Origin of the sequence: Roseovarius sp. A46, assembly GCF_004126395.1 — a bacterium.
In the GTDB taxonomy this organism is placed as follows: Bacteria; Pseudomonadota; Alphaproteobacteria; order Rhodobacterales; family Rhodobacteraceae; genus Roseovarius; species Roseovarius nitratireducens.
Genome location: NZ_PVWS01000021.1, coordinates 1 through 12960, shown reverse-complemented (window position 1 = coordinate 12960; position 12960 = coordinate 1). Strand labels below are relative to the sequence as shown.

Genomic DNA, 12960 nt, shown 5'->3' with positions numbered 1-12960 from the left:
CGAGACATATCTAAAGAGCGCCACCGTTCCTTGGCAGTTCAACAGAGGCAATTACGCCAAATCTTGACAGTGAAAGGGCTTGCGATGGCCTCTCTCCGAAGGTTCCTTCTGATCCTCATGGCCAGCATGTGCACCCTGACGAGTGCCGCGCAGGCGCAGCAGGGAACAGTGCCGGTCACCGTGATAACTGTTGCGCCACAAGACGTGACGCTAACCTCGCTTCTGCCGGGCCGTGTCGCCGCCTCTGCCGAAGCCGAGGTGCGCCCGCAGGTCAACGGCATCATCACCGAACGCCTGTTTGACGAGGGCGCGGATGTGACGGAAGGTGATCCACTCTATCAGATCGACCGGGCGACCTACGAAGCAACGGTCCGTCAGGCACGCGCGAGCGTGGCACAGGCCGAGGCGCAGTTGCGCGCTGCCGAACGCGAGGAGCGGCGTCTGGTCGAATTGCGGGCACGCAACGTGGCTAGCGAGCAGGCGCTCGACGAGGCCACGGCGACACGAGATAGTGCCGATGCGGCGCTGGAGCTGGCTCGCGCGCAGCTCAACTCTGCCGAGATCGAACTGTCGCGCACCACGATCCGGGCGCGCCTCTCGGGACGAATTGGGCTGGCGCAGACCTCGCAGGGCGCGCTGGTCACTGCAAGCCAGGCGCAGCCGCTGGCAGTGATCCGCAGGATCGACCCGGTTTACGTGGATGTAACGCAGTCCGCTGCCGATCTGCTCCGCTGGCGGCGCGGCGAGACGGAAGAGGAGCTGCGCGGGGCTGATGCGACGGTGCGGCTCATTCTGGCCGACGACTCGGAGTATTCCGAAACCGGGCATTTGAAAGCCGCCGAACCGAATGTCGATCCGCAGACCGGCGTGGTGACGCTGCGCATGCAGTTCGACAATCCCGAGCTGCTTCTCTTGCCCGGCATGTATGTGCAGGTTGAGATGCCGGTCGAGGTGGCAGAGGCGGTGTATCTCGTGCCACAGGAGGCCGTGGTGCGCGACCGGCGCGGGCGTCCGACCGCATGGGTCGTGAACGAAGAGAACGTGATCGAGGAGACGCCGCTCGGGATCGTGCAGGACCAAGGCAGCAACTGGGTGGTGGACGAAGGGCTCGACCCGGGCGACAGGCTGGTCGTCGCGGGCTTTCAGAAAACCGGGCCGGGGGCGACCGTTGCGCCCGAAGACCGCGCAGAGTAACCGGGCAGGGGACGCAGGCACATGGCACGTTTCTTCATCGACCGCCCGGTCTTTGCCTGGGTCATTTCGATCCTGATCATGGGGATCGGGGTGCTGGCGATCCGGCTCCTGCCGGTGGCGCAATACCCCGAGATCGCGCCGCCCTCGGTCACCGTGTCCGCCAATTACCCGGGCGCCTCTGCCGAGACCGTGGCCAATACCGTCACGCAGATGATCGAGCAGCAGATGACCGGGCTCGACGGGCTGCGCTACTTCTCGTCGCGCTCGACCTCGCAGGGCAATACCGAGATCACCCTCACCTTCGAGACCGGGACCGACGCCGATATCGCGCAGGTGCAGGTGCAGAACAAGCTGGGCCAGGCCACGCCGCTCCTGCCGGAGATCGTGCAGCGGCAGGGCATCACGGTCGAGAAATCGTCGGCCGGGTTCCTGATGGTCGTGGGCATGATCTCGACCGATGGCACGCTCGACCAGGTCGATCTGTCGGATTACATGTCCACCAATCTCGTTGACGAGCTGAGCCGGGTCGAGGGGGTCGGCTCGGTACGGGTGTTCGGCTCGGAATACGCGATGCGGATCTGGCTCGACCCGTCCAGGCTGGCCGCCTTCGGGATGTCGCCCTCCGACGTGGTGGCGGCGGTCTCGGCGCAGAACGCGCAGATCTCGGCGGGCGCATTCGGTGCGCGGCCCACGGTGGAGGGACAGCAGCTCAATGCCACGATCACCGCGCAATCGCTGCTGAATACGCCCGAGGATTTCCGCCAGATCGTGCTGCGCGCGGAAACGGATGGTGGCCTGGTGCTGCTTGACGATGTGGCCCGCGTCGAGATCGGCGCGCAGAATTATGCCACGACCGCGCGGTTCAACACCGATCCCGCGTCGGGCATGGCGATCACGCTGGCACCTGGCGCGAACGCTCTCGAGACGGCGCGTGCGGTCAAGAAACGCATGGCCGAGTTCGCCCGCTTCTTTCCCGAGGGTGTCGATTACGTGATCCCCTATGACACCACGCCGTTCGTGGAAATCTCGATCAAGGAGGTGGTCAAGACGCTGTTCGAAGCGATCGGTCTGGTGTTCCTCGTGATGCTGCTGTTCCTGCAGAACCTGCGCGCAACCCTGATCCCGACGCTGGCGGTGCCGGTGGTTCTTCTAGGTACGTTCGGGGTGCTGGCGGTCGCGGGATTTTCGATCAACACACTGACAATGCTGGCGATGGTGCTGGCCATTGGTCTGCTTGTGGATGATGCCATCGTGGTGGTCGAAAACGTCGAGCGGATCATGGAGGAAGAGGGCCTGCCCCCGCGCGAGGCCACGCATAAATCCATGGGCCAGATTACCGGTGCGCTGGTGGGGATCGCGATGGTGCTGTCGGCGGTTTTCGTGCCGATGGCGTTCTTTCCCGGCTCCACGGGGGTGATCTATCAGCAATTCGCGATCACCATCGTGTCGGCCATGGCGCTCTCGGTCGTGGTGGCGATCACGCTGACGCCCGCGCTATGCGCCTCGCTGCTAAAGCCCAAGGGGCACGGTGCACGGCGCGGCCCGTTCGCGTGGTTCAACGCTGGTTTCAATGGGCTGATCTCGGGCTACGCCGGCACGGTGCGCTGGTCGGTACGCCGCCCCGTGCGGGTATTCGTCGTTTACCTGGCACTGGCCCTTGGCATGGCGCTGATGTTCTTGCGCACGCCGACCGGGTTTTTGCCCGAGGAGGATCAGGGCATCCTTTTCACCCTCATCCAGACCCCGACCGGGGCGACCGCCGAGCGCACGCTCGACGTGGTCAAGAAGGTGGAGGATTATTACCTCGAACAGGAATCCGAGGTGGTCGACTCGATGTTTGGCGTCGTCGGTTTCAGCTTCTCTGGAAACGGCCAGAACATGGGTCTTGCCTTCGTGCAGCTCAAGGACTGGGACCAGCGGACGGAACCGGGGCAGAGCGTGCAGGCGCTGGCGGGCCGGGCCTTTGGCGCGTTTAGTCAGATCCGCGACGCGCAGGTTTTTCCTGTCGTGCCGCCCTCGGTGATCGAGCTGGGCAACGTCTCCGGTTTCGATCTCTATCTGCAGGCGCGCGGCGGGCAGAGCCACGCCGATCTGATGGCGGCGCGCAACCGGCTGCTCGGCATGGCCGCGCAAAGCGATCTCATCGGCTCGGTCCGGCCTAACGGGCTGCAGGACGCGGCACAGTTCAACCTCGATATCGACTGGCGCAAGGCCGGGGCGATGGGGCTGACCCCTACCGATGTGGGCGAGTTGCTGCAAATCGCCTGGGCCGGAACCTATGTAAACGATTTCATCGACCAAGGCCGGATCAAGCGGGTCTATGTGCAGGGTGAGGCCGAGGCGCGCGCCACCCCAACCGATATCGAGAAATGGCGCGTGCGCAATGCCAGCGGCGGGCTTGTCCCGTTCTCGAATTTCGCCGAAGGTCGGTGGGATTACGGCGCGCAGGGGCTCTATCGCTACAACGGCATTCCCGCGGTGCAGTTGCAGGGCTCTCCCGCCCCCGGCGTCTCGACCGGCGAGGCGATGGCCGAGATGGAGCGGCTCGCCGCAGAGCTGGGCCCCGGGTTCGACCTGGCATGGACCGGCCTTTCGCTGGAAGAGCGCGATTCGGGCAATCAGGCACCGTTGCTTTATGCGCTGTCGCTCGCGGCGGTGTTCCTGTCGCTGGCCGCGCTTTACGAAAGCTGGTCGATCCCCTTTGCCGTCATGCTCGCCATGCCCATCGGCATCGTCGGCGCGCTCACCGGCGCGTGGCTGGGCGGGTTCGAGAACGGGGTGTTTTTCCAGGTTGGGCTGCTCACCGTCATCGGCCTGACGGGCAAGAACGCGATCCTGATCGTGGAGTTTGCCCGCGAACGGCACGAGGCCGGCGAACGGGTTATCGACGCGGTGGCCACAGCCGCGCGGCAGCGTTTCCGCCCGATCATCATGACCTCGATGGCCTTCTCGCTCGGGGTTCTGCCACTGGTGCTCAGTTCGGGCGCGGGCTCGGGCGGGCGCAACGCGATCGGCTCGGGCGTGCTTAGCGGGACGATCTCGGGCACCGTTCTGGGGGTGATTTTCGTACCGCTCTTCTTCGTGATCGTGACGCGCCTGTTTCGACGTGCCACGGGAACGAAGAGCTAGGAGAGGGCGGGGCAAGTCAATCCGAATATTGGTGAGCGATCCGCCGAAGTTCGGACACTGGCTCAAGGTGAATGTCGCGCTTGATGCCCCGAGGGCCGTGGGCAGACCGCTGCCGCTCTCCGAGCCCGCTGCTGTAGGGATTGGGGGCATCCTTAAGCTGACCGAACTGGTCAGCCTGCCAGTCTCCACCGCGGCGATTGAGGACAAGTTAGGCACGGACGCGGCCTGAACGAGCCGGGTCCATTTCATTTCGTCATGCCCAACGGTCCAATGCGCGCAGCCCGCGGTTCTCCTCGCCCTTCATATGGGTGAATTATGACCGTGGCACCCGATGTCGTCGGCGGTGCATTTCGCAGCGGAGAATCCCGCCTAATCGGTCTTTCCCTATTTGAATCAGCATATTAGAAAAAATGTCGCAAATGGGGGTTGTATGGTCGCAATTTGTTCGTGAAGGTCGCGTTGCATATCGGGCAGCACTCTGACGCCTTGTGTCGGAGCCGAGCCGGCGACCCGCTTGGCACCGACCCGCGCAGAACCTGGACCTGACCACATTGCCGCCCGCAGCGCGATCACGCTGGCCGCGGTGAACATCGAAGTGGGCAAAGAAGTCAGTGCCGCCTTTCGGGGCTCGCGCAGTGATATTGCGCGACCGGCGAGCATTCGCATCGCCGGTGACGGGACAGTTTGGAACGGAGACAGAAATGAGCAACATGATGGCCGAAAACGCTGAGCTGACCATGACCGATCAGGTCTACAGCGACGATCCGCTGGCCGATCGCGAGACCGACCATTACCGCAAGGAATATGTCAGGACCTTCGTCGACAAGTGGGACGAGTTGATCGACTGGGCGGGCCGCGCCGAGAGCGAGGGACAGTTCTTCATCGACATCCTGCGCGCCCGGGGCAAGGAACGGGTGCTCGACGTGGCCTGCGGCACCGGCTTTCACTCGGTCCGGCTGACCGAGGCGGGCTTTGATGTGACCGCTTCGGACGGGGCGGCCTCGATGGTGGCCAAGTCCTTCGAGAACGGACGCCGCCGCGGGCTGATCCTCAAGACCGCACAGGCCGACTGGCGCTGGCTCAACCGCGATATCAACGGCAAGTACGACGCGATCGTCTGTCTGGGCAACTCCTTCACCCATCTCTACGAGGAGTCCGACCGCCGCCGCGCCTTGGCCGAGTTCTACGCCGCGCTCAAGCACGACGGCATCCTCATCCTCGACCAGCGCAACTATGATGCGATGCTCGACCACGGGTTTTCGAGCAAGCACAAGTATTACTACTGCGGCGACAAGGTGACGGCCGAGCCTGACCATATCGACGACGGGCTGGTGCGGATGCGCTATTCCTTCCCCGACGGGTCGGAATACACGCTCAACCTTTGCCCGATCCGCAAGGACTACATGCGCCGCCTGTTCCGCGAGGCCGGGTTCGAGCGGGTCCGCACCTATGGCGATTTTCAGGAAACCTATGCCGAGGACGATCCCGACTTCTACATCCATGTCGCGGAAAAATCGGCGCTGCACCTGGCACGCTGGGGCGGTGGTGAGACCGCCGGGACCGATATCCGCGACATCACCGAGGATTACTACGACAGCGACGACGCCGACACTTTCTACTCCACCATCTGGGGCGGCGAGGACCTGCATATCGGCCGCTATGCTGAAACGCCTGACATCCGCACCGCCTCGGACCGCACCATTGAGTCGATGATCGACCGGCTCCCGCCGCTGGATGCGTCGGCCCGGGTGCTGGACATGGGTTCGGGCTATGGCGGCGCCATGCGCACGCTTGTGCGCAAGACCGGCTGCGAGGCGGTCTGCCTCAACATTTCCGAGACGCAGAACGAGTACAACCTGGGCAAGATCCGCGCCGCCAAGCTGACCGGCAAGATCACGGTACGCCACGGCGTGTTCGAGGACGTGCCAGAGGCCGACGCCAGCTGCGACGTGGTCTGGAGCCAGGACGCCTTCCTGCATTCCGACCTGCGCGCCAAGGTTCTGGCCGAGGCGTGGCGCGTGCTCAAGCCCGGCGGGCACCTGATCTTCACCGATCCGATGCAGGCCGACGATGCAGATCCCGCAGTGCTGCAACCGGTCTATGACCGTCTGCAACTTAACGACCTGGGATCGCCCCAGTTCTACCGAGAGGCGGCCGAGGCGCTCGGTTTCGAGACGGTGGAACAGGAGGACGCGGTCAGCGACCTGCGCACGCACTATTACCGTGTTCGCGAGGAACTGCTGGCGAACTACGATAAACTGCGCGAGGCCGGGGCCTCGGCGGAGTATCTCGACAAGATGGCTGTGGGGCTGGAGAACTGGGTGAAGGCCGCCGATGACGGCCACCTCGCCTGGGGCGTCCAGCACTTCCGCAAGCCGGCGTGATGCGCCGCGCCGGGGCGACGCCGCGCGCCCCGGCCCCTGCCTCACCATTCTGCCCTCATAACTGGAGAGCCTGCATGACCGGGCCCTATCCCGATCCCCCCGCCTTTGTGTCCTTCGAGCTTTTCCCGCCAAAGACCGACGCTGGCGAAGCGACGTTGACGCGAGTTGTCGATCAACTGGCCAGTGCCGAACCGGCCTATTTCTCGGTGACCTATGGCGCGGGCGGCAGCACCCGCGACCGCACCGCCCGCGTGGTGGATATGGTCAGAGACCGCACCGGGCGTCCGGTGGCCCATCACCTGACCTGCGTGGGTGCGAGCCGGGACGAGATCGACCGGCTGGCCCGGGGCCTGCACGAAGAGGGCGTCTCCCGCATCGTGGCCCTGCGCGGCGACCTGCCCGAGGGACAGCGCCTCGCCCCCGACGGCTATGGTGACGCCGCCGAGCTGGTGGCGGGGCTGCGCCGGGTGGCGGATTTCGATATCTCGGTGGCCGCCTACCCGGAGGTTCACCCCGAGGCCGCCAGCGTCGCGGCCGATCTTGACCATCTCAAGCGCAAGCTGGATGCGGGTGCGGCCCGGGCGATCACACAATACACCTTCGACACCGAGGTGATCCTGCGCTTCGTCGATCGGGCCCGTGCCGCGGGCATCACCGCGCCGATCGTGCCGGGGATCATGCCGGTGACCAATTTCGCCGGCCTCAAGCGGTTCTCGGCGATGTGCGGCGCGACGGTGCCGGACTGGCTGGCGCGGATGTTCGAGGGGCTGGACGACGCGCCCGAGACCCGCGCCATGGTCGCCACCAGCGTCGCCACGGAACAATGCCGCCTTCTGATGGAGGCGGGGCTGTCCGAGTTCCATTTTTATACGCTCAATCGACCCGAGGTCAGCCTGGCGGTCTGCCGCGCGCTCGGGATTACGCCGGCGATCCCGTCCGAGAGCGCCGCCTGAGGAGAGTCGAGATGACAGAGTCCAACATCGTCGCCCATGCCGCCCGCCGCATCTTGGTACTGGACGGTGCCATGGGCACCATGATCCAGCAGCACAAGCCCGACGAGGGCGTCTACCGCGGAGAGCGCTTCGCCGACTGGAAAACCGACGTGGGCGGCAACAGCGAATTGCTGAGCCTGACCCAGCCCGGGATGATCCGCGACATTCACATCGCCTTTCTCGAGGCGGGCGCGGACCTCCTGTGCACCAACACCTTTGGCGCCAATGCGATCAGCCAGGCCGATTACGGTATGGAAAGCCTTGTCACCGAGATGAACGCCGAGAGCGTGCGCCTTGCTCGCGAAGCGGCTGACGCCATGTCCACACCCGACCGCCCGCGTTGGGTTGCCGGCGGCATCGGCCCGACCAACCAGACCGCCAGCCTCAGCCCGGACGTGAACGACCCGGGCTATCGCGCCGTGACCTTTGACGATCTGGCACGCGCCTATGGCGAAGCCGCGCGGGCCCTGATCAAGACGGGGGTCGATGTGCTGCTGGTCGAGACGATCTTTGACACGCTCAACGCCAAGGCCGCGCTCTTTGCCATAGACAGCCTGAAAGACGAAGGGCTGGACGTGCCGCCGCTGATGATCTCCGGCACCATCACCGACCGATCCGGGCGCACGTTGACGGGCCAGACGCCCGAGGCGTTCTGGGTCTCCATGAGCCATGCGCGTCCCTTCTCGGTCGGGCTCAATTGTGCCCTTGGCGCGGGCGAGATGCGCCAGCACGTGCGCACGCTCTCCGAGGTCGCGGACACGCGCATCAGCGCCTATCCCAACGCGGGCCTGCCCAACGAGATGGGCGGCTATGACGAGACGCCCGAGGAAACGGCTGCGCATCTGGGTGAATGGGCCGATGCGGGGCTGGTGAACATTGTGGGTGGTTGCTGCGGCACCACGCCCGATCACATCCGCGCCATCGCCGAGGCCGTCGCCGGCAAGGCCCCGCGCGCGGTCCCCGAAACGGTGCGGCGGATGCGCCTGTCGGGGTTGGAGATGTTCGAGGCCCCCGGCGCTAGCAAGGAGGATGCAGCATGAGCGGTGTTGCCAATTTCATCAATATCGGCGAGCGCACAAACGTCACCGGCTCGGCCCGGTTCAAGAAGCTGATCATGGAGGGCGACTATGCCACCGCGCTCGACGTGGCGCGCAGCCAGGTCGAGAACGGCGCCCAGATCATCGACGTGAACATGGACGAGGGTTTGCTCGATTCGGAACGGGCGATGGTCACCTTCCTCAACCTGATCGCCTCCGAGCCCGACATCAGCCGTGTGCCGGTGATGCTCGACAGTTCCAAGTTCGAGGTGATCGAGGCCGGGCTGAAATGCGTCCAGGGCCGCGCGGTGGTCAACTCAATCTCGCTCAAGGAGGGCGAGGCGGCTTTCCTGGAACAGGCCCGCACGATCCGCCGCCACGGTGCGGCCGCGGTGGTCATGGCCTTTGACGAGAACGGTCAGGCCGAGACCGCACAGCACAAGTACGAGATATGCCGCCGCTCCTACGACCTGCTGACGCAGAAGGCGGACTTCCAGCCCTGGGACATCATCTTCGATCCCAACATCTTTGCCGTTGCGACGGGGATCGAGGATCACAACGACTACGCCAACGCCTTTTTCGACGCGATCAAGCTGATCAAGGCGGACATGCCGGACACCCATATTTCGGGCGGGCTGTCGAACGTTTCATTCAGCTTCCGTGGCAACAACGCGGTGCGCGAGGCGATGCACTCGGCCTTTCTCTATCACGCGATCCCGCTGGGGATGAACATGGCCATCGTGAACGCGGGCCAGATCACTGTCTATGACGACATTCCCGAGGAACTGCGCGAGCGGGTCGAGGACGTGCTGTTCAACCGCCGCGACGATGCGACCGAACGGCTGCTGGAGATCGCGGACAAGTACAAGGGCACCGGCGAGGCCTCGAAGAAGGAAGACCCGAAGTGGCGCGAGGCCCCGGTCGAAAAACGGCTGGAACACGCGCTCGTCCACGGGATCACGGATTTCGTGGTCGAAGACACCGAGGAATGCCGCCTGCGCGCGGAAAAGCCGCTTCATGTGATCGAAGGGCCGCTGATGGACGGAATGAACGTGGTGGGCGATCTGTTTGGCGCCGGCAAGATGTTCCTGCCGCAGGTGGTGAAATCGGCCCGCGTGATGAAGACCGCCGTGGCCCATCTGCTGCCCTACATGGAAGAGGAAAAGCGCCTGCAGGGGGACACCTCAGCCAAGGGCAAGGTGCTGATGGCCACGGTAAAGGGCGATGTGCACGACATCGGCAAGAACATCGTCGGCGTCGTGCTGCAATGCAACAACTACGACGTGGTGGACATGGGCGTGATGGTCCCGACCGAGGACATCATCGCCAAGGCCAGGGAAGAGAAGGCCGATATCATCGGGCTGTCCGGCCTCATCACCCCCTCGCTCGACCGCATGGTCGAGGTGGCGGGAGAGATGACCCGGCAGGGGCTGGACCTGCCGCTGCTGATCGGGGGCGCGACCACCTCCAAGAAGCACACCGCTCTCAAGATCGCGCCGGAGTACGAAAACGGGGTGATCCATGTGGACGATGCCTCCAAGGCCGTGGGCGTGGTGTCCAAGCTGTTGTCGAAAGCGGCGGCGCCGGGGTATCTGACCGAGATCGCGGAAGGTCAGGAGAAGATGCGGGCGGGCGACGATCGCACCGGCGAGCGGCCCACCGCGCCGCTGGTGCAGGCGCGGGCGGATGCCTTTGACGGCGGTTGGGACAGTTATAGCCCCCCCGCGCCGCAGACCCCGGGCCTGACCGTGATCGACGATACCGACGTGGCCGCGCTGCGCGACTACATCGATTGGACGCCGTTCTTTTCCACCTGGGAAATGAGGGGCAACTTCCCCGCCATTCTCGACGATCCCGACAGGGGCGAGACGGCGCGCGAACTTTTCGACAATGCGCAGGCCATGCTGGATCGTATCGAGGCCGAAGGCTGGTTCACCCCGCGCGGTGTGGTCGGGCTCTGGCCCGCCAACAGCCGGGGCGACGACATCCTTGTCTGGACGGACGAGACGCGCGGCAAGCTGCGCGCGCGGATGCCGCAGTTGCGCCAGCAGCGCAACAAGACCCGCGACGCCACGCAGATGTGCCTGGCCGATTTCGTCGCGCCCGAGGGTACGCCGGACTGGGTGGGCGGTTTCGCCGTCACCACCGGGCCGGAGGTGCACGACATTGCCGACCGGCTGAAGGCCGAGGGCAATGACTATGACTCGATCATGGTGCAGGCCCTGGGCGACCGGTTGGCCGAGGCCTTTGCCGAGGCGCTGCACGCCCGCGTGCGCCGCAGCCTCTGGGGCTACGCCCCGGGCGAGGGGCTCGACAACGCGGCGCTGATCCGGGAGCAATATCGCGGCATCCGCCCCGCGCCGGGCTATCCCGCTTGCCCCGACCACACCGAGAAGCGCACGCTTTTCGACCTGCTGGATGCGCCCGCGCATACCGGCCTCAACCTGACGGACTCCTGTGCGATGTGGCCCGCCTCTGCGGTCTCGGGTCTCTACTTTTCGCACCCCGAGGCGCGCTATTTCGGGATCGGCCGGATCGGACCGGACCAGGTTTCGGACTATGCCGCGCGCAAGGAGATGGAGATCGCCGAGGTCGAGGCCTGGCTGGCGCCCAGTCTGGCCTATCGGCCCGACAAGTCACGGGCGGATCGCAAGATCGCCTGACCCCGGCAAGTTCACTTGCCAATACCGACCCACCCCCACAGCAGTGGAGAAAGGAACGAGATGAGCAACAAGACCTGGCTGTTCACCAGTGAATCGGTGTCCGAGGGACATCCCGACAAGGCTTGCGACCGGATTTCGGACGCCATTCTGGATGCCTACCTGGCCGCCGACCCGCATTCCCGGGTGGCCTGCGAGACGCTGGCAACCACCGACCACCTGACCATCGCCGGCGAGGTGCGCGGTCCCGAAGCTGTGCTCAAGGATGTCGAGGAGATCGCCCGCGATGCGATCCGTGACATCGGCTACGACCAGCCCGGGTTCTCCTGGCGCAATGTCGAGATCATCTGCCGCCTGCACGCCCAGTCCTCCGACATCGCGCAGGGCGTTGACGAGGGCGACAAGGGCGAGGAAGGCGCCGGCGACCAGGGCATCATGTTTGGCTATGCCTGCAATGAATCCGCCGAGCTGATGCCCGCGCCGATCCAGTTCGCGCATCGCATCCTGCGCCACATGGCCGAGGATCGGAAATCCGGCAAGCAGCCGAACTTCGGCCCCGACGCCAAGAGCCAGGTGACCCTGAAATACGCGAACGGCAAGCCCGTGGGCCTGGATACCGTCGTTGTTTCGACCCAGCACGCTGAGGGCCTCAGCCAGGCCGAGGTGCGCGAGATGGTCAGGCCCTACATCACCGATGTCTTCAAGGATGAAGGCTGGGATCTGCCCGCCGACGACAAGCTGATCGTGAACCCCACCGGCAACTTCGTCATCGGCGGCCCCGACGGTGACGCAGGGCTGACCGGCCGCAAGATCATCGTGGACACCTACGGCGGCGCGGCGCCCCACGGCGGCGGCGCGTTTTCGGGCAAGGACCCGACCAAGGTCGACCGGTCCGCAGCCTATGTCGCGCGCTATCTCGCCAAGAACGTCGTGGCCGCGGGCCTTGCCGACAAATGCCAGATCCAGCTCGCCTATGCTATTGGCGTGCCGGAACCGGTGGCGCTCTATGTCGATACGCTGGGCACTGGGCAGGTCTCGGAAGACGACTTGTCGCGCCGTCTGCGCGAGATGGTCCGCCTGACGCCGCGCGGCATCCGCGATCACCTGCAACTCCTGCGACCCATCTATACCCGCAGCGCAGCTTACGGTCACTTCGGACGGCATCCCGACGACGACGGCGGCTTCTCATGGGAGAAAACCGACCTCGCCGAAGAGCTGGCCCGCAGCTTCGGCGCCACCGTGGCCGCGCAGTAACCCAAACGGAATTCGAGGAACGACACCATGAACAAACCAGAAAACGTCGCAGCCGCGGACTATGCTGTCCGCGACATCTCTCTGGCCGATTACGGCCGCAAGGAACTCGACATCGCCGAAACCGAGATGCCGGGTCTGATGGCGCTCCGCGCGGACTATGGCGAGGACAAGCCGCTCAAGGGGGCGCGGATCGCCGGCAGCCTGCACATGACCATTCAGACCGCCGTGCTGATCGAGACGCTGGTGGAGCTGGGCGCGAGCGTGCGCTGGGCGTCGTGCAACATCTTCTCCACCCAGGATCACGCCGCGG

General features: G+C 65.0%; 6 protein-coding genes and 1 pseudogene. All 7 read left to right on the top strand.

Translation table 11 applies throughout. From position 1 onward, the window contains the following. Positions 1 to 117: 117 nt before the first annotated feature. Positions 118 to 1194 (top strand): efflux RND transporter periplasmic adaptor subunit, encoded by a 1077-nt coding sequence (locus tag C6W92_RS11835; protein ID WP_206735527.1) that lies wholly within the window; start codon positions 118 to 120, stop codon positions 1192 to 1194. A 21-nt stretch (positions 1195 to 1215) separates the two neighbouring features. Then, on the top strand, positions 1216 to 4323 hold the full coding sequence (locus C6W92_RS11830; RefSeq protein WP_129433429.1) for an efflux RND transporter permease subunit: 3108 nt from the start codon (positions 1216 to 1218) through the stop codon (positions 4321 to 4323). A 701-nt stretch (positions 4324 to 5024) separates the two neighbouring features. After that, a complete protein-coding gene (locus C6W92_RS11825) occupies positions 5025 to 6707 on the top strand; it encodes a methyltransferase domain-containing protein (protein WP_129433426.1) in 1683 nt (560 codons plus the stop codon). Positions 6708 to 6781: 74 nt separating this feature from the next. Beyond that, on the top strand, positions 6782 to 7660 hold the full coding sequence (metF, locus tag C6W92_RS11820) for a methylenetetrahydrofolate reductase [NAD(P)H] (RefSeq protein WP_129433423.1): 879 nt from the start codon (positions 6782 to 6784) through the stop codon (positions 7658 to 7660). An 11-nt stretch (positions 7661 to 7671) separates the two neighbouring features. Further along, positions 7672 to 11399: pseudogene (gene metH / locus C6W92_RS11810) on the top strand (methionine synthase). A 60-nt stretch (positions 11400 to 11459) separates the two neighbouring features. Beyond that, positions 11460 to 12650 carry a methionine adenosyltransferase gene (gene metK, locus C6W92_RS11805; RefSeq protein WP_129433413.1) on the top strand — a complete coding sequence of 397 codons (1191 nt, stop codon included), beginning with the start codon at positions 11460 to 11462 and terminating at the stop codon, positions 12648 to 12650. A gap of 27 nt (positions 12651 to 12677) precedes the next feature. Then, positions 12678 to 12960: adenosylhomocysteinase (locus C6W92_RS11800; protein WP_164989225.1), on the top strand; the 283-nt coding region annotated here is incomplete at its 3' end.